We start from the raw sequence: 25,684 nt of genomic DNA on the forward strand, positions 1-25,684 counted from the left end.
AACCATGTAGCGGCGCAATTTATTGCGCTAATTTTGCGTACTCGCCAGATAGGAGAAGGCGCTGAGCAGGCTGATCAGCGTGCCCATTTTCTCAGCACGGTAGCCCACCGTTACCGCATCGATACGCGTTACGCCAGGGATCAGGCTGAACAGATCGGCCAGTACTGGTTTGCTCGCCTGGAGCTGCATCTCATAAGGGGCGCTGAGCCGGGTGGTATTGACCTGACGTGCTCGCTGTACTGCCGCCGTAGCCGCGCTACGAATGGCGTTTTGCGCCGCCTGTGGGCTGATGGATTCGGCGCAGGTATGGGAAATCGCGCGTTTTACGCAGACATAATCGACTGACGGATAGTGTTCGGCCATCCAGCCCTGCAACTGGTCGTCCCCGCTCACCAGCCACAGCGGCGTGCCCTGTTCGGCAGCCGCAGCGGCATAGATATCGCTTTCGCCCATCACTTTGCCGTTGATATGGATACGCCAGAAAGCGCGCCCGTTAATGGTATGTGCCAGCACACCCGGTTCACCTGCCGCGCTGTGATAACCGATAAAAAACAGGCCATCGAACGGTTGTTGTTCCAGCCCTTCCACCATCGACAAACCGCGTGGTTTGCCCTGCACCAGACGGGCGCGCGGATCAATATTTTCCGCACGCAGGTTGGTCATTTGCGCATGACTGTCAGCCACCACCACCTCGGTGGCCCCTCCGGCAAATGCCCCGTCAACGGCGGCGTTCACTTCCTGCTCCATCAATCCACGCGCCAGCTGGTATTCCGCATGGCCCGGTGAACATTGTTCCGGGCGCATCACGCCCGCGATGCCTTCGATATCGGCGGAGATAAAGATTTTCATTGAGATAACCTGTCTAAAACATCCGTTAATGCAGGCCGGTGGTGGCCGCGAAAACCAGTAACAGCTGTCGCACTCAACAGCGCATCCAACACCGCGTGTTCAGTGGCATCGGCGGCGGCAGCCAGCAGCGGTTCGAGCGCCGCATCTTCCGGTGGCTGCGGCTGGGTTTGGGTGGAAAAGGCCACGGCAATATCACCTGAACCATGTCCCCAATAGCTACCGAGTCGTCCCAGGCCCGCCCCGGCGCGTTTTGCCACGCGCTTCAGCTGACGCGCATCGAGCGCTGCATCGGTCGCCATAATCATGATGATGGAACCGGCATCGCGCTGCGGCGTCAGTTCCGGCAATAACGGAGCGATCATCTCGCCGAGGCGCACGCCATCCAGCGTTAGCGCCGTCAGTGCGCCAAAGTTCGCCAGCACCAATACGCCCAGCGTGGCACCCAATGAGGGGATCAGGCGCGAGGCGCTACCAATGCCACCTTTCAGGCTGAAGCAGCTCATGCCACGTCCGGCACCCACGCTGCCACGGGCAAAATCGACCTGCGCCTGGTGCAGAGCTTGCTGCGCCAGCGCTTCGGTTACCGCCAGCGCCTGGATGTCGTTCAGCCAGCCGTCGTTACACTCCAGCGCCAGCGGATTGACTGTGGGCAAACTGCGGCCCAACTCCGGGTTGCGGCTGATGGCATCCCGCACCAGCGTGGTAAACAGCGTGCCGATCGCCAGGGTGTTGCTGAGCAGGATTGGCGTCTGCAATACGCCCAGCTCCTCCACCTGCACCAGACCTACCGGCTTGGCAAAGCCGTTAAACACCGCCGCCGCACAGGGCAGCGGTTGCTGAAACAGGTTGTCGCCCGGCGGCACAATCGCGGTGACGCCGGTCTGGATCTCACCCTCAACCAGCGTGGCGTGCCCAACGCGCACGCCGGGCACATCGCTGATCAGGTTGGTCGGCCCACAGGCGCTGCGCGGCTGACCGAGCTGGCGCGTTTCGCGCCAGCGTTGCAGCAGCAGGTCGCGCTGCATCTGTTGAAAATCCATGCTTAACTCTTCAGTTTGGGATCAAGCGTATCGCGCAGGGCATCGCCCAGCAGATTGAACGCCAGCACCGTAATAAAAATCGCCAGCCCAGGGAAGACGCTGACGTGCCACATGCCCGCCATCATCATGTTGCGGCTCATCGCGAGGATGTTGCCCCACTCCGGGACGTCCGGCTCCGGGCCAAGACCGATAAAACTCAGTCCGGCTGCGGTGAGGATACTGGTGCCGATGCGCATGGTGAAGTAGACAATCACATTCGACAGCGTACCCGGCAGGATATGACGCAGCAGGATCACCCGATCCGGCGCGCCAGCACAGCGTACCGCTTCCACATAGGCGGCCTGCTTCAGCGATAACGTCGACGCACGCACGATACGAGCAAATACTGGCACGCTGAACACCGCCACCGCGATGATCACGTTATTCAGACCGGGGCCAAGAATCGCCACTACCGCAATCGCCAGCAGCATACCGGGGAAGGCGAACAGGACGTCAGAACCACGCATGATCAGCATGTCGATCCAGCGGCCATAGTAGCCCGCCAGCAGGCCAAGCAGCACGCCCACCACCATGCCAAGCGTCACCGACACGACGCCAACATACAGCGAGATGCGCGCACCATAGATAATACGACTGAGCAGGTCACGACCAAGATCGTCAGTGCCCATCCAGTGCGCGGCAGACGGTGGTGACGACAGCGCCATCCAGTCCGGCGCCATCGGGTCCCACTGCGCCAGCCACGGGGCGAATATCGCCACCAGTACCAGCAGCAGCACAAAACCGCCCGATACCAGCGCCAGGGGATTGCGCACAAAGGCGTGGAGAAAATCGCGCCACGGCGAACGGATCGCCTCCTGCGGGTTGGCAGGCAAAGATTGCAGACTCATCACGGCTCCTGTCGCAGACGAATTGCCGGGTTAACCACTGCGTACAGCAGGTCCACCAGCAAGTTAATCACAATAAATTCAAACACGAACAGCATCACCAACGCCTGGATCACCGGTTGGTCCTGCGCTTTGATCGATTCGATCAGCAGCCAGCCTAACCCCGGCCAGTTGAACACGCTTTCCACCACGATCGATCCACCCAGCAGAAAACCAAACTGCAAACCGAGCATGGTAATCACCGGGATCAGCGCGTTGCGCATCACGTGTTTCCAGGTGACCAGCCGATTACGCAGCCCCTTCGCTTTGGCGGTACGCACGTAATCTTCCTGCGCCACTTCAAGGAAGGCAGAGCGGGTAAAGCGTGCCATCACCGCCGCCACCGAGGAACCCAGGGTGATGGCGGGCAGGATAATATCGGTGGGCTTGTTGAAGCCGCTGACCGAAAACAAACCAAACGGCATGGCGACGAACTGGATCAGCAACAGGCCGAGCCAGAAGGTTGGCATTGAGATACCACCTACCGCGACGCTCATCAGCGTCCAGTCCTGCCATTTGCCACGTTTCAGCGCCGCCAGCACGCCCAGAAACAGACCGAGAACCACCGACCAGGCAAAGCCCGCCATCGCCAGCCACATGGTCGGCATAAAGCCTTGTTTGATCACTTCCAGCACTGGCTGTTGCGTGCGGTAGGTAACGCCAAGATCGCCGCGGAACAGGCCCCCCAGCCAGTGCAGATATTGTTGTGGCAGCGGGTCGTTAAGACCGAGATGCTGACGCGCTGCTTCTACCGCCGCCAGCGGTGCATCCGGCCCGGCGTAGATGCGCGCCGGATCGCCCGGTAGCAGTTTGATGAAGCCGAATACCAGCAGCGAGACCACCAGCAGTACCGGGATCATCTCCAGCAGACGACGAATGATGTATGCGAACATGCGTTTCCTTCTGTGTAGCGGCGCGATTTATCGCGCGTTTTTAAAAAACCCGCGCGATAAAACGCGCCGCTACGGGTTATGTTTACTTAAATGCAGCCTGGGTATACAGGAAGTTGCCATCTGGCAGCATCGACACGCCGCTCAGGTTGCTGCGTTTGCCCACCAGGTTATCCGGCGTACCGAGGAAGGCCACCGGGGCATCTTTCCACAGCAGTTTCTGCGCTTCGGCATAAGCCACACCGCGTTTGGCTGGATCAGCAGTTGCCAGGCCACCGGCAATCGCTTTGTCCACTGCCGGGTTGCTGTAGTACGACACGTTGTACGAGGTCGGCACCCAGGATTCGGTGGCGTACAACGGACGCAGCGCCCAGTCAGCATCACCGGTGGAGGTAGACCAGCCGCCGTAGTAGAGGTCAAATTCTGCCTGCTTCGGATCTTTCACGCCCCACAGTTTGGCGTTGCGCGTACCGGAATCCATTGGCGTCACGGTGACGCGAATGCCTGCGGTCGCCAGCTGCGCTTTCAGGAACTGCGCCGCACGCACGCTGGCGGTGGCGTTGGTGGTCCACAGCTTCAGATCCAGACCGTTCGGGTAACCCGCCGCTTTTAGCAGCGCTTTGGCCTCATCCGGTGCATAACGGTAGTTCGGCTCGCTCTGCTTCTGCCAGAACTGCACCCCTTCCGGGATGGCGGAGCTGGCTGGTTTGCCCATGCCGGCAAACGCCACTTTCAGCCACAGATTACGATCGATGGCGTAGTTGATCGCCTGACGCACGCGCAGGTCTGCCAGCGGTTTGTGCTGGGTGTTGATCGCCATGTAGTAAAGGTAAATGCTCGGATCGCGCTGGATCGCCAGCTTGCTGTCGTTCTGCACGGTGCTGATCAGATCGGACGGCAATGGCCAGATGGCATCTACCTGCCCTGACTTCAGAGCTGCCACGCGCGTGGCATCTTCCGGGCTGGGTGAGAAGGTGACGTTATCCACCTTCGGCCAACCTTTCTGCCAGTAGCCGTCATACTTGGTCAGCTTGACCGCTTTCCCCGGCTGCCAGTCAACAAACTTAAACGGACCGGTGCCAACCGGATGCAGACGCAGCTGCGCTTCGTCCGGGTACTGTTTCAGGATTGCCGGGCTCCACATCACTGCCGACGGGTGCGCCAGGGTGTTGATAAAGGCACCAAATGACTGATTCAGCTCCACTTTGACCTGATCCGGGGCCAGCACCGTGACTTTCGCGATCATCTTGTACAGGCTGTTGCGCTTCAGACCTTTGGTCTGATCGGCGAGGCGCTCAAGGTTAGCTTTTACCGCTTCCGCATCAAACGGCGTGCCGTCCTGGAAGGTGACGCCTTTACGCAGTGTCAGGGTGAATTCGGTGGCGCTGTCGTTGCTGGTGTAGCCGGTCGCCAGCCAGGGTTGCAGCTTCATCTGGGCATCGAACTGGAACAGACGTTCAAAGATACCGCTCTGCACCGAATAGCTGACGTTGTCCGAGGTATCGTGCGGGTCGAGACCGGTGATATCGGCATACATCGAGATGTGCAGATCCTGCGCCTGTGCGGCAGCCGCCAGGGAGAGGGTAAGTCCGAGAGCGAGCGAGGTGCGACGGAAAAACGGGTTCATAAAATCTCCTGGTATTGGGGTTAGCGCGAAACAATGCCGTCAGCGACCCAGTGCTGCGGGGCAACCTGGCGATAACGGGGTTTAATGACCGTTTCTCCCACCTTGCGTAACGGCGAAGGGATCTCGCTGTCATCGAAAGTTCGTTGTGGACGGTTCTGTGGATCTGCCACCGGCACCGAGGCCAGCAGCCGTTGGGTATAGGGATGTTGCGGGTTATTGAACACCGCCTGACGCGGCCCCAGCTCCACAATCTGGCCGAGGTACATCACCGCCACGCGGTTGGCGATACGCTCCACCACCGCCATGTCATGCGAGATAAAAATCCACGCCACGCCGGTTTGCTGTTGCAAGTCCATCATCAGGTTCACCACCTGCGCCTGAATCGACACATCCAGCGCGGAGACCGCTTCGTCAGCAATAATCACCTTCGGCTTCAGCGCCATGGCACGGGCAATCGCGATGCGCTGGCGCTGGCCGCCGGAAAACTCATGCGGATAACGGCGCGCATGTTCCGGCAACAGACCGACGCTGGTCAGCAATGCTTCCACCTGCGCCGTCGCCTCCTCCAGCGACTTCACCACGCCATGCAGCAGCAGCGGCTCGGCAATGGTGAACCCCACGGTTAAGCGCGGATTGAGTGAGGCATAGGGATCCTGAAATACCATCTGGATTTCACGCCTGAGTGGCTGAAACTGGGCTTCTTTCAGGTTGGCGATTTCGTTACCCTGGAAATGGATGCTGTCGGCATCGCTGTTGATCAAACGCATCAACGCGCGGCCAGTGGTGGATTTGCCACAGCCGCTTTCACCAACAATCGCCAGGGTTTCTCCCGGCCACAGCGTGAAATCGATCTGCTCCACCGCATGAACCTGATGGGTCATTGCCGAGAAGATGCCGCTGCGAATCGGGTAATAAACTTTCAGGCCGCGTACATCGAGCAGCGGTTTGTCGTCGTAACGCGCGGTGCGCTGTTCCGCGTTAGCGGTGGGTGCGGCACCCAACAGTGGAAAGCGTTGCGGCCAGGCGTGTTCACGCATATCACCCAGTTTTGGCACTGCCGCCAGCAAGGCTTTGGTGTAGGGATGCTGCGGTGCGTTAAAAATCTCCGCCACCGTGCCCTGCTCCACCACATCGCCGCGATACATCACCACCACACGGTCAGCGACTTCCGCCACCACGCCCATATCGTGAGTGATAAACAACACCGCCATCTGTTTGGCGCGTTGCAGATCGCGCAAGATATGCAGAATGCGCGCCTGCACCGTCACGTCGAGCGCGGTGGTCGGTTCATCGGCAATCAACAGTTGTGGATCGCAGGCCAGCGCCTGCGCAATCATCACGCGCTGACGCATCCCGCCCGACAGCGAGTGCGGATAGCTTTTCATCACGCGATCGACATCGGCAATGCGTACCTGGCGCAGCAGTTCACGGGCGCGCGCTTCGGCTTCCGCTTTGCCACAAATTTGCTGGTCGCGCAGTGCTTCCGTCAGCTGATCGCCGACGCGCAGCACCGGGTTCAACGAAGTCATCGGCTCCTGAAAAATCATCGACATTTCGCGGCCACGCAAAGCGCGACGCTGGGTTTCGTTGAGTTTTTCCAACTGATGTAGCTGACCGCGACGATCGCGGAACTGGATGCTACCGCGATCGATACGGCCCGAAGCCGCCAGCAGCCCCATCACCGCTAGCGAGGTGACCGATTTGCCCGATCCGCTTTCGCCAACCACGGCGACGATTTCACCCTGGTGTATCTCGAAATTGATGCCTTTCAGCGCCTGGCTGACGCCGCTACGGCCACGAAAGCTGACGCTGAGCTCCTGAATAGCGAGTACCGGCGCAGTCGCGGAACCGGCAACGCTGGCGGCGTTGTGTATAAGTGAAGTGTCCGTCATCGTTGCTCCGCGTGCGGGTTATAGCCAGATTCGGCCCTGGGAATAGGAGAGGAATGGCGAGCTGTCTGCCGCCAGCCAGATCGGGCCATCAAGATCGATATGTTCTGCGGCAATCGCCACCGGCAGCGCCGCTTCCATCGCCAGTGATGAACCCAACATGCAGCCCACCATCAGGCGCATATCCAGCTTTTGTGCTTCGGCCACCATCGCCAGTGCTTCGGTTAACCCACCGCATTTATCCAGCTTGATGTTGATCATCTCGTAGCGATTACGGAGCTGGGCGATATCTTCTCGCGTGTGGCAACTCTCGTCGGCGCATACCGGAATTGGATGGGTGAAACGTTGTAAATCCTGATCCTGACCGGCCGGTAACGGTTGCTCGACCATCGCGATGTTGTAAGGCAGCAGCGCGTTCAGCAGGCTGTGCAGATCCACACCGGACCAGGCTTCGTTGGCATCAATAATCAGCGTGGCGTAAGGTGCGGCGGCGCGGATGGCGGCCACTTTCTCCAGAATTTCGTCTCGGTTGAGTTTGATTTTCAGCAGAATAGCGCCGCGCGACACCGCATCGGCTGCCGCTGCCGCCATATTGGCGACGCTATCCAGGCTAAGGGTTTCGGCGGTGATCACCGAAATCGGCTGCTCTTGCTGTGTCAAATGCCAGAACGATTGTTTCGCCAGCGCGGCGTCAAGCCGCCACAGCGCGCAGTCCAGCGCATTACGCGCTGAACCGGCATGCAGACGAGTTTGCAGATCGACACGGCTGAGGCCCGCTTCGATGTCAGCGCGCAGCGCTTCCAGTTCAGCATTGACGCTTTCCGGCGTTTCGTCGTAACGCGGCGTGGGGGTGCATTCACCGCGACCAATAAAGCCATTCTGCTCCAGGGTGACACGAATCACCGTCACCGCAGTACGCGTGCCACGCGAGATGGCAAACGGACGCGCCAACGGCAGCTCCAGCACTTCAATCTGCATGCGCCGCATCTTAGCCACGCTCCTTCAGCAACGCCGCGATGTCATTGATACCAAAGCGCACCGGGTCGGTAGCAGGTACGCCAAACTCGGCGCTGACCTCGGCGCAGTAAGCACGTGCTTCTTCTTCGCTGTAGTTCGAGGTGTTGATGGCGAAACCGGCCAACTGTACCGAATCACTGGTAACGGTGGCGGCGCGCAGGTTGGCTTCCACGCAATCTTTCAGGCTGACCATCGGCTGATGCGGCAGATGACGCATATGCGGGCGTCCCATCTCATGGCACATCACCAGCCACTGCGGCTGAGCACCATGGATCAGGCCCATTGATACACCGGCGTAGGACGGGTGGAACAATGACCCCTGGCCTTCAACGATGTCCCAGTGATCGGGTTCGTTGGCCGGAGACAAGGCTTCAACCGCACCAGCGATAAAGTCTGCAATCACCGCATCGATAGCAATACCGGCACCCGCCACCAGGATGCCAGTCTGACCGGTAGCACGGAAATCCGCGTTCAGACCGATATCGCGCATTGCTGCTTCCAGGGCCAGCGAGGTGTACATCTTGCCTACTGAGCAGTCGGTGCCGACAGTAAGTACACGCTTACCGGTACGCTTTTTACCGCTGCCGACATCCAGCTTCGGACGCATATGGCGGATATCAAACAGTTCCACACCGAACTCCTGCGCCAGTGCCACCAGTTCTGGCTCATCCACCAGACGATGATGCAGGCCGCTGGCGACATTCATCCCGGCTTTGATGGCGTTGCGCACGGTATCCAGCCAGTGCTGCGGCAGATAACCACCGGCGTTGGCGGTGCCGAGTACCAGGGTTTTCGCGCCGCGCGCTTTGGCGGTGGCAATGTCGATTTCTTCCAGACCGAGGCTGACGGTGCATCCCGGCAGTTTGATTTCGCCGACGCACTGCTCAGGACGCCAGACGTGGATGCCACGCGCGGTTTTAGCCGCCAGTGGATCGGTAACGTCACCAAGGAAAAGTAAATAAGGTTGAGGGATCAGCATGATGTTTCTCGTATCAGACAGGTGAAAAGGACCTGAGCTGACTATTCCATGCCGTTGGCGGGGGTGACGAATGCTTGTTTAGTGGCGGGGTATAACCTCAGGCTATAGCCAGATCTAAATCTGATGACGGAGGGGGTAAAGCGTCGGTTTTAGGGGAAAATTGGGGAGAAAATGCGCGGAAGAGATAAGAAAATCATTGATAATCACCGGTCGATCCCTGACCGCGATTATCGAGGGTTGCGTGCGGGGCGCTTAGTTTAAAGCACCCGGCGGTACGTGTTTGTAAGTTTCAACATAAGCAAGAAACACGTATTTGAAGAACCGTTTCATAAAGTACCTGATTAAAAATAAGTTGAGAAATACTAAAAAAAGTATATCGCCAGCCTGTTTTTTAAGCAAGAAACTTTGAACCAGATCACAAAAATGCAGCTTTTCCGCATTTGCACAATCTGCCGATAACCAAAACCTTAACTGAACCAACCCAGATGTTCCACCAAAATGGTGGAACCGATACAAATTAGGACAACGCCCCCCAGCACTTCCGCCCATTTGCCCAGCACCGGGCCAATAAAGCGCCCTACCATCACACCGGTCGTCGCCATCACGGTGGTGGCTGCGCCGATGGTGATGGCGGTCATCACGATGTTCACCTGCAAAAATGCCAGGCCAACACCCACTGCCAGGGCATCCAGACTGGTGGCTACCGCAGTTAACGCCAACACCATAAAACCGTGGCGCTGCGGCGGCTCACAGGGTTCCCCTGCGGTCTGACTTAAGCCCGCCATCATCATACGGCCACCGAGCAGGGTCAACAGGCCAAATGCCAGCCAGTGGTCCCACGCCATCACATAACGGCTGGCGGCCTGGCCAATTGCCCAACCAATCAGCGGGGTGAGCATTTCAATCACACCGAAAATCAGACCGGTGCGCAGCGCCTCTTTAAAATCTGGACGATGCAGGGACGCGCCTTTGCCAAGTGCTGCGGCGAAAGCGTCCATCGACATACCAAAGGCCAGAATCAGGGTTGCGAAAAATGTCATGATTTTTCAGTCAACGCGGCGCAAAAGGCGTATAAGCCTGGAGTTTGTCCGCATTTATTGTTCAGTAATGAAAAAGTGCGCGCAGTCTAACACGCAAATTCACTAAAAAAAAGACAGTAAAATCAGGGCGTTAAGTATAGCAAAGGCTATAACTCTTAACTCTCGCTATTTCTGCTGCTAAGTCGATGGAATAGAAGAAAAATCTCAAGCCTTTAGTCCGAGGGATTGCACCCTGTGGGCCTTTGTGCGCTAATGCCCGCGCGACTTGTTGTGGAATTTTGCGATGAAAAACCCATTAGAAACCCTGATTATCCCTGGCGGTATTCTACTGCTGGGCTTTCTCTCTGCGCTGCTGCTGCCTGCCCCAGCCTTTAGTCTGGCGGTGGCAAAGAGCCTGCAAACCCGTTTTCATTTGCAGGATCTGAATCAGCTTTACACCATTGTGTTTTGTCTGTGGTTTTTGCTGCTGGGCGCGATTGAATTTTTCGTGATCCGCTTCGTTTGGCGACGCTGGTTCAGGCAGTAACCGCAGCATCAGCCCATTGCATCACCACCGCATCCAGATCGCGGTACGCCTGTGCTAAACCCGCTTCCCGTGCTGCCTGGTCCGCAAATGCCAGCGGCTCCGCGTTGACAAACTGCGGTGCCTGGATACCGATAAAACCAAAGGCGGCGCGCAGCGCTGGCGTTAAGGCATCCATGTCGGCATAAGGCGAACCCGGTTGCAGGCTGGCCCCACGCGTGGTCAGAAACAGTGCCTTTTGCCGGGTCAGATTACCTACCACATTTTGTTGCTCATCAAAGTGATACGTCAGATTGGTGCGAATGATGGCATCAATATAGGCTTTGAAGGCCGACGGCATGCTCCAGTTGTACATCGGCATGGCGAACAGCAAAGCATCAGCATTAAGCAGCTGCGCGCACAGGCGATCGGAATCGGCCAGCACCGCTTGCATACGCGGTGTTCGTTGTTCTTCCGGCGTGTAGGTCGCCTGGGCGAACTCCCCGCTGACATGGCCCACCGGATGCTGGTCCAGATCGAGATACTCCACCTGCAAGGCAGGCATTTTCGCCTGTAAACGCTCTACAAAATAACGACTTAAGGTGCGTGAGTTGGATTTGGCACCTTTTGGGCTGACATCAACATGTAATAGTTTCATCACTCGGATTCCTCATTCGTTGCAATGAGGCGTAGCGTAATTCCCTCAATGGACCAGAAAAAGGCACAAGAATGTGGTTTTTTATTGGTCCATTCGCGTTTGATGCGCATCCACCAGCCATTTCAGCCGTTCCGCGCAGCGGGCAAACCCTTCGCGCGGCAATTGGGTGACGCCGAGCAGGAAACCGTATTGCCGCCCGGCCTCGTGTTGATACCAGATGGAGAGCGGTGAAGGGGCCAGGCCATAGGCCAGCGCCTCACGGGCAATTTGTTGGTCTGGCGTGCCTGCGGGTAAGCGAATAATCACCGCCAGCCCGGCACGTTGTACATCCGGGAAATGGGGGCGTAACGCCGCGACAATCCCCTCCAGTCGCTCATGATAAACCCGCTTCATGCGCCGCAGATGGCGCAGAAAATGGCCCTCGCGCAGAAACTCCGCCACCGCATCATGCAGCAGCGCTGACGAGGCGGGCGCCAGCAGCGCGCTGGTATCGGCAAAACGCGCCGCCAGCCCCGGAGGCACCACGACAAAGCCAAGACGCAGGCTGGGGCTGAGGGTTTTGCTGAAGGTGCCGACATGAATCACCCGCCCGTCGTTATCGATCGCTGCCAGCGCCGGTGCGGCACGGCTACCGAGTTGTAGCTCGCCAAGGTAGTCATCTTCCACAATCCAGCGCTGCTGAGTGCTGGCCCATGCCAGTAAGGCCTGGCGTCGCGCCAAAGACAGCGTAACCCCAAGCGGTGCCTGCTGACCCGCCGTGACCAGGGCAAATGCAGCATCAGGCGCATGCACAATCCCCTCCTCCACCTGCAATCCCTCAACATCCACTGGAATGCCAACTGGCGTGACATGCATGTGCTGCAATGCCGCGCGTGCCAGCATAAAACCCGGTTCTTCCATCCATGCCTGTTGACCGTGCAAACCGAGCGCCAGTGCAATCAAACCCAGCGCGCCCGCATAACCATTGGTGATCAGGATCTGACTTGCCTGACAATGGATGCCGCGTGCCATCGCCAGATAGCCCACCAGTGCCTGTCGCAGCGCCAGGCTACCGCGCGGATCGGGATAACCGCGCGACTGGCTGGCCTGCTGGCGCGCCTGGCGTTGTACGACGCGAGTCCAGACTTTGGCGGGAAAGGCATCACTGGCGGGCACGCCCATCTGGAAGGTGAGAGGCGCGGTGTCAAAGTCATACACCATATCCAGCAAGGCTGAACCCGTTGCCGCCGCCACCGTGCGTGGTGGTTGGGTTAACGCCGCAGCCGCGACAAAAGTGCCTGCTGCCCCTTTTGCCACCAATAGTTGGCTATCAACCAACATGTCGTAAGCGCGCCGTACCGTGCCGCGTGCCACACCCAGCTGCACCGCCAGATCCCGACAGGAAGGCAGCCGTGCTCCGGCGACCAATTGCCCTTCTGCAATCGCCGTGCTGAGTTGCTGGTGCAGCTGTTCACTTAATCCCCGCGTATCGGAGCGATCCAGCGTCAGGGCGAATGGGCCACTGTTTTTATCATTTTTTGGCACTTTTGTTGCTCCATACGGCGGTTAACAATGCAGATGAAAACCATAACTGATTGAGGAACGAAAGATGAGCCAACGTATCGATTTTTACAGCGCCGCACCTGGTGCCATGAAAGCCTTAGGCGGCGTTTACAGCTACCTGTCACAAACTGACCTGTCGCACAGCCTGCTGGAGCTGGTATTTTTACGGGTTTCGCAAATCAACGGCTGTGCTTACTGCATCGATATGCACACCCAGGCGCTGCACAAAGCCGACATGCCGTGGCACAAAATTGTGTTAACCCAGGTATGGCATGAGTCGGGATCGCTGTTTGATGTGCGCGAGCAGGCGGCGCTGGCGTGGGCTGAAACGCTGACGCTGATTGCCAGCCAGGGCGCACCGGACGCGCTGTTTGAGCAAGTGAAAGCGGTGTTCAGCGACAAGGAGATTGTGGATCTCAACGTGGCGATTGGCCTGATGAATACCTACAACCGGTTGGCGATCAGTCTGAAAAAGTTACCCGATAGTGCACCGCGTGATTGAAATTTCTTCTGACGGGCGCGGTCGCGCGCGCCCAAATCAGTTATCACACAAATGTAACATTATTTTTACACAAACGGGCGAAATATCGCGCAACATAAAAATCGCATAAAAAATCAATTTTCTTTAAATTCAATATTATCATAAAGTTAACCATAACACCTTTGGTGTTAACCTCGTTAAAAGCCACACAAACCACTCACAATATCGCAACATCGCCACGCACGTAACCGTCTGATTAGGAGATAAAAATCCCTTATGACAAGTGGGTTGAACCGATTAATTCTTATGCTGAATCATTTCTGCCTTTAAAAAATAAACAAACGTTTAATTCCGATACGAGAATGTTATATTCGAATGACTATGCATAACGTGCAGTTAACCGTTAGCACCCCCACGACTTAACCTGAGTCTTAACCTTTGAGAAACGGCGCGACGCGCTCGAAAGAAGCGTGGCTGTTTCGCCTGCGAACCTGTTGAACTTCAGGTCAACAGAAGAGGAGATGTCGCCTCATGAGCAAAACTGCGGTAAATCTGGCGCTGGCAGTAAGCGCCGCTGGCATGGATAGCGCAAACCTTCAGGAACGAAAAGACGTCGATGTGCTGTTGATTGGCGCTGGCGTCATGAGCGCTACCTTAGGGACCTGGTTGCAAGATCTGGAGCCGGATTGGTCTATTGAGATGGTCGAGCGCCTGGCAACGGTGGCGGAAGAGTCGTCCAATGGCTGGAATAATGCCGGAACCGGTCACGCTGCACTGGCAGAGCTGAACTATACGCCGCAGAAGGCGGATGGCAGCATTGATATTGCCAAAGCGGTAGCGATTAACGAATCGTTCCAGATTTCCCGTCAGTTCTGGGCTTATCACGTTCAGAAAGGCAATCTGCGCAATCCGAAAAGCTTTATCCACAGTACGCCGCACATGAGCTTCGTCTGGGGCGACGATAATGTCGAATTCCTGCGCAAACGTTTCCAGGCACTGCAAAAAAGCACCCTGTTCCGTGGCATGGCCTATTCAGAAGAACGCGAGCAAATTACTCAGTGGATCCCGCTGGTGATGAATGGCCGCGAGAAGAACCAGAAAGTCGCCGCCACCTGGACCGAAATGGGCACCGACGTGAACTTCGGTGAAGTGACGCGCCAGCTGATCGCAGCCCTGGAGAAAAAAGCCAATTTCCGCCTGCGCATGCGCCAGGAAGTGCGTGATATCAAACGCCTGAGTGATGGTCGCTGGCAGGTCAGCCTGTTTAACCTCGACAGTGGCGCAAGCCGTCTGCTCATTGCCCGTCAGCTGTTTATCGGCGCAGGCGGCGCGGCGCTGCCGCTGCTGCAAAAATCCGGCATCCCGGAAGTGAAAGGCTATGCCGGTTTCCCGGTTGGCGGTTCGTTCCTGGTGACAGAAAATCCGGACGTGGTGCAGCAGCATATGGCGAAGGTGTATGGCAAAGCGTCGGTCGGCGCGCCGCCGATGTCCGTGCCTCACGTGGATACCCGCGTGCTGGATGGCAAACAGGTGCTGCTGTTTGGTCCCTTCGCGACGTTCTCCACCAAATTCCTCAAGCAAGGCTCGCTGCTGGATATGTTCGGCGCGATGAATGGCAGCAACCTGATGCCGATGATGCAGGTTGGCCTGAAGAACTTCGACCTGGTGAAATATCTGCTTGATCAAGTGCTGCAAAGCGACAGCGATCGTATGGAAGCCCTGCGCGCTTATGTACCCCAGGCGAAGCAGGAAGACTGGCGTCTGGTAACGGCGGGTCAGCGCGTGCAGATCATCAAGAATGATGAGAAAGACGGCGGCGTGCTGCGCCTCGGCACCGAAGTAGTCACTTCAGAAGACGGCTCGATTTCGGCGTTGTTGGGTGCCTCACCGGGCGCATCAACTGCCGCACCGATTATGCTTGAGCTAATGGCGAAGGTCTTCCCGGAGCAGATGCGCTCGCCTGAGTGGCAGACCAAAATCCGTGCGGTGATCCCATCATGGGGCCGTAAGCTGAACGGTGACGTGGCGCTGACCGAGAAAGTGCTGAGTGACACCAGCCGCGTGTTGCAACTCGACTACGCACCGGTGACGCCGATGGCGGCAAACGACGAAGGTCGCGAAACCGCGCACGTCGTCGGCAAGTAACCACCCGTAGCGGCGCGATTTTTCGCGCCGTTTTTTTCCAGAACTGCGCGATAAATCGCGCCGCTACGAATTCCAGCAGTCCTTAGACCAATTGTAATGCGTCGTACAACATCCATCCGGTGGTAACCACCAGTGACAATGCCATCAGGCTGTTAAAAGCCTGGCGCTTCCACGCAATTTGCAGGTGGCTGCGCAAACGATCTCCCAGCGCCGCCCAAATCAGAATGCACGGCAGGTTCAGCAGCGCAAATCCCACCACGATCGCCGCCACCCCATTGCTGTTGGCATACATCAACGCCACGTTACTCGCCATTAACCAGGCTTTGGGATTGACTGCCTGAAACAAGGCACCACTCAGGATGGTCATCGGTTGGACGCTTTCCCGCGCCTGTGGCGCTCCGGCACGAAAGATCTTCCATGACAGCCATAGCAGGTAGCCGCATCCCACCAGCGTTAGCGGCAGGCGAACTGCGCTCATCCAGTGCAGTAATACCTCCAACGCTACCCCCGCCAGCACCACCTGTACCGCACAGCCCAGCATAATGCCAAACACCATCGGCAAAGTACGCTTAAAGCCAAAATTCACACCAGATGTGGCAAGCAGCAGGTTATTCGGGCCGGGCGTGATCGACATAACGGTGACATAACTGAAGAAAGAGGGATCGAGCATGATGCAGTTCCTGATTGATCAACATGACACCATGCTAATCGTCACAAGACAATGGAAACAGAGACACAAAATGACTATTGTTATGGTTACAGTTTACCAAATTGTTAATTGTACCCATCGAATATGGAGGCTTTTGTGTCCCTACCTCTTTCATCCGGCCAGACGCTGTATCAGCAGCTCGCCGATAGCTTTGCTGAGTCTATCCACCAGGGGACGCTAAAGCCCGGTAAACGCTTGCCCGCCATACGCCGGGTAGCACAATCCCACCAGGTTAGTATCAATACGGTGCTCAATGCCTGGCAAATCCTCGAAGATCGCGGCCTGATCGAAGCACGCCCCCAGTCCGGCTATTACGTACGCAGCGTGTTACCTGCGTTGACGCGCCCGGTGCAGAAAATGCGGGCGCAAGTGGATGATCCCAGCGCACAAAAGCTGGAGCTGATTGAGCAGGTATTTGCCGCACAGAACAACCCGGATTACACCAACATCTCGCTGGCTTGCCCGCAGGATGCTGAATTGTATCCATCAGCACGTCTGAGCCGTATTACCGCCAGCGTTTTGCGCCGTAACCCGCAAATCGTCGGTCGTTACGCGCTCCCTCCTGGTAGTGAGCGCTTACGGGAGGAGATTGCACGTCGCGGCCTGCATACCGGGATAAACCTTACCGCCCAGGACATCACCCTCACCCACGGCTGCATGGAAGCGTTGCAACTGGCATTACGTGCGGTGACCAAACCCGGCGACTGCGTCGGACTGGAGTCCCCCACCTATTTCTTTCTCTTCCCACTGCTGGCCTCACTCGGGCTGAAAGCGCTGGAGATCCCCACCGATCCACAGCAAGGTTTATCGCTGGACGCGCTGGAGATGCTGTTGCAGGAGCAGCGAATTCAGGCGCTGATCGCCATGCCCGGCGCACAGAATCCACTTGGCTACGTGATGCCGCTGGCGCATAAGAAACGTCTGGCGAAGTTGGTGAATACTTACCAGCTCCCATTGATTGAGGATGGCCTGTACGACGAATTACAGTTTGACTGGCCGTTGTCGCCACCGGTCAAAGCGTTCGACCGCGAGGGCTGGGTGATCTACTGCACCAGCTTTACCAAAACCGTGGCCCCGGATTTTCGCATCGGCTGGACGGCGGCCGGGCGTTTTCACGACAGGATTGCCCGGCTGAAAGCGGTGTCGTCGATGTCGGAGTCGCGCCTGCTAAGCGAAGTGCTGGCAGAGTTTCTCGCCAGCGGCGGCTACGATCACCACCTGCGCACCCTGCGCCGTCGTTATGCCGCCAACCTTGATGCGGCACGCGGCATTATCGCCCGCCATTTCCCAGAGGGAACACGCGCTACCCTGCCGCGTGGTGGCTTTGTGTTTTGGGTGGAGTTACCAGGAAAAGTGGATACCGTGGAGATGTTTCATCGGCTGTTGCAGGAGCAGATTTGCGTCACGCCGGGTGCGCTTTACTCACTGAGTGAGCGCTACACCCATGCGCTGCGCCTCTCCTGCTGTTATCCGTTCGACGCGCGTTACACCTGGGCGCTGGAGCGTACCGGCACGCTGGCCTGCGAATTAAGCGGCCTGCCGCCGGGACAGAATCAGGGCGTGCCGTTGCGGCCCCAGGTGGTGTAACCCTCACGCTCGGTCAAACGTTCGTAATAAGTGCGTACCGCTGGCAGGTCGGCATGTTCCAGTGGCGTTTCAAACCAGCGGTTCACCGCCAGGCCGACAGGAATATCCGCCAGCGTGAAGTTGCGACCTGCTACGTAGCGCCCGGTTTTTTCCAGCTGCTGGTTGAGAATACCCATAGTGTGGTTCCAGCCTTTGCAGGCCGCTGCCAGCAGACGTTCATCCTGGTGTGCGGGCGAATTGCGCACCAGCGACATAAACGCATAGCGCCAAGAGGTGTTAAGTTCTGTGGCTTGCCAGTCGATCCATTGATCGATCGGCGCACGGGCGCGGGGATTTTCCGGGTAAAGCCACTCGCCGCCATAACTGGTGGCGAGATAGCGCAGGATGGCATTGGATTCCCACATGACGAAATCGTCTTCGATAATCACCGGAATCATGGCATTGGGGTTGAGTGCCAAAAATTCGGGCGAGTGCAGCGATTTGTTTTCATCGCCCCACACTTCGTGTTCATAGGGGATATCCAGCTCTGCACATAGCCACAACACTTTGCGCACATTAATTGACGATGTGCGGCCAAGAATTTTTAACATAGCGAACTCCGGTTGCATAATTGTTAATCTATTCATAGCCCTATTGATTACCTTTAGCAATCAACATCATGTAAATCCGGATTTCAGAACACCTTAACGAGGAAGGAGTGACAATGAAGGTCGCGTTTAAACAAGTGGATGTCTTTACCTCATCAGCCTTTCGCGGCAATCCGCTGGCGGTGATTATGGATGCGCAGGGATTAAGCGATGCGCAGCTGGCCGCCATTGCGCGCTGGACCAATTTGTCGGAAACCACCTTTGTGCTGCCACCGGAAGATGCGGCGGCGGATTATCGTGTACGCATCTTTACCCCTGGCGGCGAGCTGCCGTTTGCCGGACATCCGACACTCGGCACTGCCCATGCGCTGCTCGAAGCGGGCTGGCCGCTGAAGACGCCGGGCAAAATCGTGCAGGAGTGTGGCGTGGGTCTGGTGGACGTCAAGATTAGTGCTGACGGTGCGCTGGCTTTTGCCGCCCCGGCTGCCACCCTGACGCCTTTCAGCGATGCGCTAATCGGCAGCGCCATCAATAGCGACGCCTTAGATGAAACCCAGTCGCCAACCGTGGTGGATATGGGAATTCGCTGGTTGCTGTTACCGATGACCAGTGCCGCAGCGGTGCGGGAGATTCAGGCCAATGCCAGCGATCTGCTGCGCTTGCAAAAACATGCGAAGGTGAATGGCATCGCACCGTTTGGCCCACTGCCAGAGGGAGAAAGCGAGCAATATGAATTGCGCGCACTGTTTATCGAAAATGGCACCCTGGTGGAAGATCCGGTGACTGGCAGCGCTAACGCCTGTCTGGCACGCTATTTTGCGGCACAGGGCGATACCCGCGACTACCGCGCCCGTCAGGGTAGCGTGATTCAACGTGACGGACGCATTCAGGTCAGCTTCACACCTGAGGCCATCTGGATCGGCGGTCAGACGGTGACGGTAATAGCAGGCACGATCGAACTATAATGCACGAATGTAGCGGCGCGATTTATCGCGCAGGTTTTCGCGTCATCGCGCACGGAATCGCACCGCTACGGAACCTGCCTTAAAGTGCTTGCCCACCCGATGCTTCGATACGCTGCGCGGTGATCCAACCAGTTTCATCGCTCAGAATCGCGCTGACCGCGTCACCGATATCATCCGGCAGCCCGACACGGCCCAGTGCCGTCAGTGAGGCAATGGTGTCGTTGATCTCTTTGGTGTCGCGTACGCGCCCACCGCCAAAATCTGTCTCAATCGCTCCCGGTGCCAGGATGTTGACGCGGATACGACGTTCGCCCAACTCTTTCGCCTGGTAACGCGTCAGCACTTCCATCGCTCCTTTCATTGACGCATAGGTGCTGGAACCCGGATAAGTGATGCGCGTCAGACCGCTGGAGATATTAAGAATGCGGCCACCATCAATAATCACCGGTAACAATTTCTGGGTGAGGAAGTACGGCCCTTTGAAGTGCACGTTGACCAACGCGTCAAACTCGTCCTCGGTAGTTTCGCTGAACAGCTTGTAGTGACCGTGCCCGGCGTTGTTCACTAAGTAATCAAAGTTGTCTCGCTGCCACACCTTTTGCAACGTCTCTTTAACCTGGCTCACAAAGCCATCAAACTGACGCGTATCGCCGACATCCAGCAGCAGCGCGGCAGCGCGTGCCCCCAGCGCTTCAATCTCCTTCACTACCGCCTCAGCTTCTTCTGCATGGCTACGGTAAGTAAAAATAATATCGGTGCCTTTTGCGGCCAGTTTTAACGCGGCATTCTTGCCTAAACCGCGGTTGCCACCAGTAATCAACGCAATTTTGTGACTCATGATTCGCTCCTGTTGCAAAATTGAACTCGTTTCAAGGATATTCTCTGAGGTTTGATCTATAAACTCGTTGTAATGCGCTGCACTGTTTCACTAACAACAACAATCGGTGAACAACATGGATAAAATTCACGCAATGCAGGTTTTTGTGCGGGTGGCGGAAATGGGCAGTTTTACCCGCGCGGCAGAAAGCCTTGGTTTGCCAAAAGGCAGCGTATCGCGCCAATTACAAGCGCTGGAAAATCAAATGGGTACACGGCTGCTGCATCGCACCACCCGTCGTGTCCACCTCACCCAGGATGGGCTGGTTTATTACGATCGCTGCCTCGATTTGCTGTCGATGCTCGATGATATGGACAGCCTGTTCCAACATGACCCGGCGACGCTGAGCGGTAAACTGCGCGTGGATATGTCGGTGGCGATGGCGACCGGTTTTATCCTGCCGCGTCTGCCGGAGTTTTTGCAGCATTATCCCGGCATTGAACTTGAGCTTAGCAGCAGCGATCGGCAGGTGGATGTGATCCGTGAGGGGTTTGACTGCGTAATCCGTGTGGGGGAACTGAAAGATTCCGGCCTGATCGCGCGCAAAATCGGAACCTATGCCTTGATTAACTGCGCCAGTCCCGATTACCTTTCCCGCTTCGGTAGGCCGATGCGGCTGGAGGATTTGTCGCAACACGCGATGGTGCATTACACCCAGCAGTTGGGCCAGCCGTCGTCAGGATTTGAATATTTTGATGGCAAGCAGACACACCACATCCAGACCGGCGGCGTGGTGACGGTCAACAGCACCGAAACCTATCGCGCCGCCTGCATTGCCGGGCTGGGGATTATTCAGGTGCCCGCGATTGGCGTGCAGCCGCTACTGGAGTCCGGGCAACTGGTGGAGGTTCTGCATCATTTTCCCGCCAAACCGATGCCGATTTCCTTGCTCTATCCCCATCGTCGCAATGTCGCGCGGCGGGTGCGGGTGTTTATGGAGTGGTTAAGCCAGGTCTTGCAGGAGTACGTCACCTAGCGGGCTATACTTTAAATTTCGTAGTGAACAGGATGATGAATGTCTATGACGGACGAAAAAAATCAGGAAAAGGCGGCTGGGCAAAAGCCGCTGATTGATCTGAAAACCGGTAACCAGCACGTGGACCGTTCGATAGTGCATGTTTCGCGCTTCGCGGCCTGGTTTCAGTCCATCCCGGTGGTCGCCCATTTTTTGCGCGCGCTGGAGCGCTTTAACGATCGCCTCGGTAGCCAGTTTGGTGCCGCTATCACCTATTTCTCGTTTCTCTCATTGATACCGATTTTGATGGTCTCCTTTGCGGCGGTCGGTTTTGTGCTGGCGTCGAATCAGGATTTACTCACGGAGTTGATCAACAAAATCGTCAACAGTATCAGCGATCCCAACCTCGCCAAAACCCTGAAAAACACCGTCAATACGGCGATTCAGCAACGTGCCACCGTCGGCCTGACTGGCCTGCTGCTGGCGCTGTATTCAGGTATTAACTGGATGGGCAACCTGCGCGAAGCGATTCGCGCGCAATCACGCGATGTATGGGAACGTAAACCTGATGATCAGGAAAAATTCTGGAAGAAATACATACGTGATTTTATCTCACTCACCGGTTTGATGCTGGCGCTGGTCATCACCCTGTCGCTGACCTCGGTAGCCGGGGCGGCTCAGGCGGCGATTGTACAGGCACTGGGGCTGGACCATATTGAGTGGCTGCGTCCGGCAATGACCATCATTGCGCTGACTATCTCGATCTTTGCTAACTATCTGCTGTTTCTGTGGATTTTTTGGATTCTGCCACGCCACAAACCGCGTAAAAAAGCGCTGCTGCGCGGCACCTTGCTGGCGGCCATCGGCTTTGAGGTGATTAAGTTTGTCATGACTATTACCCTGCCAAAACTGGCAACCTCGCCCTCCGGGGCAGCGTTCGGTTCAGTATTGGGCCTGATGGCCTTTTTCTACTTCTTTGCACGTCTGACGCTGTTCTGTGCCGCCTGGATTGCTACGGCCAGATATAAAGATGATAAAGAGATGCCGCAACCCCATCAGCAACATTAGTTACATTTGCCGCAACAGCCAAAAATGTTACCCATTGGCTGTTTTTGCGGCAAAACTCAGCAGGAATCGCTAAAGGGTCACTTTTATTTGGCCCTTTTGCAGAGATTCCCGCCAAAAAAGCCGCCGTTACCCTTCCCATTCGCCGCCGATTGCATGAACTCAGAAATTATCCTCTTTTTCGCCGAAAAAGCCTGTTGTGACGCGGTTTTTCGCCATTGAATGACGCAAAACAGGTGCGTAAGATTCTTTGTTTCAATTTACAATTAAGAAACAGTTATGCAAGCCTCCATCACAGAACCACTCGACAAGAAACACAACGACACGCCAGTCAATTCACGCGGCAAAGTGGTTGTTGCATCACTTGTCGGCACCGCGATTGAATTCTTCGATTTCTATATTTACGCCACGGCGGCGGTAATTGTTTTCCCCCATATTTTCTTCCCACAAGGTGATGCCACCGTCGCGACGCTACAGTCACTGGCGACCTTCGCCATCGCCTTCATTGCACGTCCGATTGGTTCGGCGGTGTTTGGTCACTTTGGCGACCGCGTAGGTCGTAAAGCCACCCTTGTGGCTTCGCTGCTGACGATGGGTGTGTCAACTGTGCTGATCGGCTTGCTGCCGGGCTATCAAACCATTGGTGTCGCAGCTCCGCTGCTGCTGGCGCTGGCACGTTTCGGTCAGGGCCTGGGCCTTGGCGGCGAATGGGGCGGCGCGGCGCTACTGGCGACCGAGAATGCCCCGGCGAAAAAGCGTGCGCTGTACGGCTCCTTCCCGCAGCTTGGCGCACCGATTGGCTTCTTCTTTGCCAACGGCACCTTCCTGCTGCTCTCCTGGCTGCTGACTGACGAGCAATTTATGCAATGGGGCTGGCGTGTACCTTTTATCCTCTCAGCGGTGCTGGTGATTATCGGTTTGTATGTGCGCGTATCGCTGCATGAAAGCCCGGTGTTTGCCAAAGTACAGAAAGAGAAAAAGCAGGTGCGCATACCGATTGGCACCCTGCTGAGCAAACACCTGGTTGCCACCATTCTCGGCACCTTTATCATGCTCGCCACCTATACGCTGTTCTACATCATGACCGTGTATTCCATGAGCTACGGTACGGCACCTGCTCCGGTCGGTCTGGGTTATTCGCGTAACAGCTTCCTGTGGATGCTGATGGTCGCGGTGATTGGTTTTGGTGTGATGGTGCCGATTGCGGGCCTGCTGGCTGACCGTTTTGGTCGCCGTAAGACCATGATCACCATTACCCTGATGATTATCGCGTTCGCCTTTATGTTCCCGGCGCTGCTCGGTTCCGGTTCACAAGTGTTGGTGATGGGCTTCCTGCTGCTCGGCCTGAGCATTATGGGCCTGACGTTTGGCCCTATGGGTGCGTTGCTGCCAGAACTGTTCCCGACTGAAGTGCGTTATACCGGTGCCTCGTTCTCGTATAACCTGTCGTCGATTCTGGGGGCTTCTGTTGCGCCTTATATCGCGACCTGGCTGAATGCGAACTATGGTTTGCAGGCGGTGGGTTTCTATCTGGCTTCGATGGCGGCATTGACCCTGATTGCGCTGATTGCCTGTAAAGAGACGCGTGATCAGACGCTGTACGAAGCAGTTTGATACGTTGATGTGTTGAACATGAAACCCGGCTCAGGCCGGGTTTTTTATTGGCTGTATCTCATATCACATCACGTACTTGCGTCCTGCACAGTGCGATCAGGGGGGATTTATCGCGCGGCTTTAATCATCAGGCATAAAAAAACCCCGGCAAGCCGGGGTTCTTCGTTGCTGAAAACGGTGTCGCGAACGGATTAACCCGCTACGGCGATACGTTTCATGTCGGTCATGTAGCCACGCAGTTTGCGGCCAACCGCTTCGATCGGGTGCTGACGAATCGCTTCATTCACGTCACGCAGTTGTGCGTTGTCTACCTGAGTGCCTGCCACTGCTTTGCCCAGGTCGCCCGGTTGCAGGGTAGTCATGAACTCTTTCAGCAGCGGTACCGCCGCGAAGGAGAACAGGTAGTTACCGTATTCAGCGGTATCAGAGATCACCACGTTCATTTCATACAGGCGCTTACGTGCGATGGTGTTGGCGATCAGCGGCAGCTCGTGCAGTGATTCGTAGTAAGCAGACTCTTCAATGATGCCCGCGTCGATCATGGTTTCGAATGCCAGCTCAACGCCCGCTTTCACCATGGCAACCATCAGAACGCCTTTGTCGTAGTATTCCTGCTCTTCGATTTTGCCTTCAAACTGCGGTGCGGTTTCGAACGCGGTTTTACCGGTCTCTTCGCGCCAGGTCAGCAGATTTTTGTCGTCGTTAGCCCAGTCAGCCATCATGCCAGATGAGAACTCACCGGAGATGATGTCATCCATGTGCTTCTGGAACAGCGGAGCCATGATGCCTTTCAGCTGCTCAGACAGCGCGTAAGCACGCAGTTTCGCCGGGTTAGACAGGCGATCCATCATCAGGGTGATGCCGCCGAACTTCAGTGATTCGGTGATGGTTTCCCAACCGAACTGAATCAGTTTCTCAACGTAAGCTGCATCGTTACCTTCTGCCACCAGCTTGTCAAAGCACAGCAGAGAACCGGCCTGCAACATACCGCACAGGATGGTCTGCTCACCCATCAGGTCAGATTTCACTTCAGCAACGAAAGAGGATTCCAGCACGCCCGCACGGTCACCACCGGTCGCAGAGGCCCAGGCTTTGGCAATCGCCAGGCCTTCACCTTTCGGATCGTTTTCCGGGTGAACCGCGATCAGGGTCGGCACACCGAAACCACGCTTGTACTCTTCACGCACTTCAGTACCCGGGCACTTCGGTGCCACCATCACCACGGTGATGTCTTTACGGATGGTTTCGCCCACTTCAACGATGTTGAAACCGTGTGAGTAGCCCAGCGCTGCGCCGTCTTTCATCAGCGGCTGTACCGCCTGAACCACAGCAGAGTGCTGCTTGTCTGGCGTCAGGTTAACCACCAGGTCAGCCTGCGGGATCAGCTCTTCGTAAGTACCTACTTTGAAGCCGTTATCGGTCGCTTTACGGAAAGAAGCACGCTTTTCAGCAATCGCTTCGGCACGCAGGGCGTAAGCAATATCCAGACCGGAATCACGCATGTTCAGGCCCTGGTTCAGGCCCTGAGCACCACAGCCAACGATGACGACTTTTTTGCCTTTCAGGAAGCTGGCGCCATCCGCGAATTCATCGCGAGACATGAAACGACATTTGCCTAACTGCGCTAACTGGTTGCGCAGGTTCAATGTGTTGAAGTAGTTAGCCATGGGTACTCCGGTTTGATGTTGTGTTTGCTTTGTTCAGTAACGACGCCATAAGTAACGCCGCGAATGACCCCATCAT

General features: G+C 56.5%; 24 protein-coding genes. 8 read left to right on the forward strand and 16 right to left on the reverse strand.

Features of this window, described 5'->3' with window-relative positions; genetic code table 11:
* Positions 1-27: 27 nt before the first annotated feature.
* The 10 genes from AC6I8W_RS19690 to mntP form a co-directional block, all read right to left on the reverse strand.
* Positions 28-849 (reverse strand): M55 family metallopeptidase, encoded by an 822-nt coding sequence (locus AC6I8W_RS19690; RefSeq protein WP_497836347.1) that lies wholly within the window; start codon positions 847-849, stop codon positions 28-30.
* Complete coding sequence (locus tag AC6I8W_RS19695) at positions 846-1,889, reverse strand: DmpA family aminopeptidase (RefSeq protein WP_497836348.1); 1,044 nt, start codon at positions 1,887-1,889, stop codon at positions 846-848. The genes AC6I8W_RS19690 and AC6I8W_RS19695 overlap by 4 nt, the downstream gene beginning before the upstream one ends.
* A 2-nt stretch (positions 1,890-1,891) precedes the next feature.
* On the reverse strand, positions 1,892-2,776 hold the full coding sequence (locus AC6I8W_RS19700) for an ABC transporter permease subunit (RefSeq protein ID WP_497836349.1): 885 nt from the start codon (positions 2,774-2,776) through the stop codon (positions 1,892-1,894).
* Positions 2,776-3,705 (reverse strand): ABC transporter permease, encoded by a 930-nt coding sequence (locus tag AC6I8W_RS19705; RefSeq protein ID WP_497836350.1) that lies wholly within the window; start codon positions 3,703-3,705, stop codon positions 2,776-2,778. Before AC6I8W_RS19705 ends, AC6I8W_RS19700 begins: the two co-directional genes overlap by 1 nt.
* Positions 3,706-3,787: 82 nt before the next feature.
* A complete protein-coding gene (locus AC6I8W_RS19710) occupies positions 3,788-5,329 on the reverse strand; it encodes a glutathione ABC transporter substrate-binding protein (protein WP_497836351.1) in 1,542 nt (513 codons plus the stop codon).
* A gap of 20 nt (positions 5,330-5,349) precedes the next feature.
* Positions 5,350-7,221 carry an ABC transporter ATP-binding protein gene (locus tag AC6I8W_RS19715; protein WP_497836352.1) on the reverse strand — a complete coding sequence of 624 codons (1,872 nt, stop codon included), beginning with the start codon at positions 7,219-7,221 and terminating at the stop codon, positions 5,350-5,352.
* Between the two features lie 18 nt (positions 7,222-7,239).
* Positions 7,240-8,205, reverse strand: a complete 966-nt coding sequence (dgcA, locus tag AC6I8W_RS19720) for an N-acetyl-D-Glu racemase DgcA (RefSeq protein WP_497836353.1) — start codon at positions 8,203-8,205, stop codon at positions 7,240-7,242.
* Between the two features lies 1 nt (position 8,206).
* Positions 8,207-9,214, reverse strand: a complete 1,008-nt coding sequence (dgcN, locus tag AC6I8W_RS19725) for an N-acetyltransferase DgcN (protein WP_497836354.1) — start codon at positions 9,212-9,214, stop codon at positions 8,207-8,209.
* 252 nt (positions 9,215-9,466) lie between these two features.
* Entirely contained in the window at positions 9,467-9,763 is a 297-nt protein-coding gene (locus tag AC6I8W_RS19730; RefSeq protein ID WP_497836355.1) for a hypothetical protein, read from the reverse strand.
* Entirely contained in the window at positions 9,682-10,254 is a 573-nt protein-coding gene (gene mntP / locus AC6I8W_RS19735; RefSeq protein ID WP_497836356.1) for a manganese efflux pump MntP, read from the reverse strand. The genes AC6I8W_RS19730 and mntP overlap by 82 nt, the downstream gene beginning before the upstream one ends.
* A 283-nt stretch (positions 10,255-10,537) precedes the next feature.
* Here mntP and AC6I8W_RS19740 point away from each other — a divergent pair, with 283 nt between their 5' ends.
* Positions 10,538-10,780, forward strand: coding sequence for a DUF1158 domain-containing protein (locus AC6I8W_RS19740; RefSeq protein ID WP_497836357.1), 243 nt, complete (start codon positions 10,538-10,540; stop codon positions 10,778-10,780).
* On the opposite strand, the gene AC6I8W_RS19745 is transcribed toward AC6I8W_RS19740, so the two are convergent.
* Positions 10,770-11,414, reverse strand: coding sequence for an FMN-dependent NADH-azoreductase (locus AC6I8W_RS19745; RefSeq protein ID WP_497836358.1), 645 nt, complete (start codon positions 11,412-11,414; stop codon positions 10,770-10,772). The genes AC6I8W_RS19740 and AC6I8W_RS19745 overlap by 11 nt on opposite strands.
* A gap of 81 nt (positions 11,415-11,495) precedes the next feature.
* On the reverse strand, positions 11,496-12,938 hold the full coding sequence (pdxR, locus tag AC6I8W_RS19750) for a MocR-like pyridoxine biosynthesis transcription factor PdxR (RefSeq protein ID WP_497836359.1): 1,443 nt from the start codon (positions 12,936-12,938) through the stop codon (positions 11,496-11,498).
* A 64-nt stretch (positions 12,939-13,002) separates the two neighbouring features.
* On the opposite strand from pdxR, the gene AC6I8W_RS19755 reads away from it, so the two are divergent.
* A complete protein-coding gene (locus AC6I8W_RS19755) occupies positions 13,003-13,458 on the forward strand; it encodes a carboxymuconolactone decarboxylase family protein (RefSeq protein ID WP_497836360.1) in 456 nt (151 codons plus the stop codon).
* Between the two features lie 510 nt (positions 13,459-13,968).
* Positions 13,969-15,582: a malate dehydrogenase (quinone) gene (mqo, locus tag AC6I8W_RS19760; protein ID WP_497836361.1), complete on the forward strand. Its 1,614-nt coding sequence runs from the start codon at positions 13,969-13,971 to the stop codon at positions 15,580-15,582.
* Positions 15,583-15,664: 82 nt separating this feature from the next.
* Here mqo and AC6I8W_RS19765 read toward each other — a convergent pair whose 3' ends face one another.
* A complete protein-coding gene (locus AC6I8W_RS19765) occupies positions 15,665-16,252 on the reverse strand; it encodes a LysE family translocator (RefSeq protein ID WP_497836362.1) in 588 nt (195 codons plus the stop codon).
* Between the two features lie 123 nt (positions 16,253-16,375).
* Between AC6I8W_RS19765 and AC6I8W_RS19770 the strand changes: the two genes are divergently transcribed.
* Complete coding sequence (locus tag AC6I8W_RS19770; RefSeq protein ID WP_497836363.1) at positions 16,376-17,878, forward strand: aminotransferase-like domain-containing protein; 1,503 nt, start codon at positions 16,376-16,378, stop codon at positions 17,876-17,878.
* Here AC6I8W_RS19770 and AC6I8W_RS19775 read toward each other — a convergent pair.
* Positions 17,845-18,468 carry a glutathione S-transferase family protein gene (locus tag AC6I8W_RS19775; protein ID WP_497836364.1) on the reverse strand — a complete coding sequence of 208 codons (624 nt, stop codon included), beginning with the start codon at positions 18,466-18,468 and terminating at the stop codon, positions 17,845-17,847. The genes AC6I8W_RS19770 and AC6I8W_RS19775 overlap by 34 nt on opposite strands.
* A gap of 113 nt (positions 18,469-18,581) precedes the next feature.
* On the opposite strand from AC6I8W_RS19775, the gene AC6I8W_RS19780 reads away from it, so the two are divergent.
* Positions 18,582-19,430 (forward strand): PhzF family phenazine biosynthesis protein, encoded by an 849-nt coding sequence (locus AC6I8W_RS19780; protein ID WP_497836365.1) that lies wholly within the window; start codon positions 18,582-18,584, stop codon positions 19,428-19,430.
* A gap of 79 nt (positions 19,431-19,509) precedes the next feature.
* Here AC6I8W_RS19780 and AC6I8W_RS19785 read toward each other — a convergent pair whose 3' ends face one another.
* On the reverse strand, positions 19,510-20,268 hold the full coding sequence (locus AC6I8W_RS19785; RefSeq protein ID WP_208724383.1) for an SDR family NAD(P)-dependent oxidoreductase: 759 nt from the start codon (positions 20,266-20,268) through the stop codon (positions 19,510-19,512).
* A gap of 115 nt (positions 20,269-20,383) precedes the next feature.
* On the opposite strand from AC6I8W_RS19785, the gene AC6I8W_RS19790 reads away from it, so the two are divergent.
* The 3 genes from AC6I8W_RS19790 to AC6I8W_RS19800 all read left to right on the forward strand — a co-directional run bounded on the left by AC6I8W_RS19790 (position 20,384) and on the right by AC6I8W_RS19800 (position 23,941).
* Positions 20,384-21,283, forward strand: a complete 900-nt coding sequence (locus AC6I8W_RS19790) for a LysR family transcriptional regulator (RefSeq protein WP_497836366.1) — start codon at positions 20,384-20,386, stop codon at positions 21,281-21,283.
* 39 nt (positions 21,284-21,322) lie between these two features.
* Entirely contained in the window at positions 21,323-22,330 is a 1,008-nt protein-coding gene (yhjD, locus tag AC6I8W_RS19795; protein WP_497836367.1) for an inner membrane protein YhjD, read from the forward strand.
* Between the two features lie 276 nt (positions 22,331-22,606).
* Complete coding sequence (locus AC6I8W_RS19800; protein ID WP_497836368.1) at positions 22,607-23,941, forward strand: MFS transporter; 1,335 nt, start codon at positions 22,607-22,609, stop codon at positions 23,939-23,941.
* Positions 23,942-24,132: 191 nt separating this feature from the next.
* On the opposite strand, the gene ilvC is transcribed toward AC6I8W_RS19800, so the two are convergent.
* The gene (ilvC, locus tag AC6I8W_RS19805) at positions 24,133-25,608 is read right to left on the reverse strand and encodes a ketol-acid reductoisomerase (protein ID WP_497836369.1); all 1,476 of its coding nucleotides are present in this window, start codon (positions 25,606-25,608) and stop codon (positions 24,133-24,135) included.
* Positions 25,609-25,684: the final 76 nt, after the last annotated feature.

Source organism: Pantoea sp. X-Soil-TKNS-1211, from assembly GCF_059730495.1.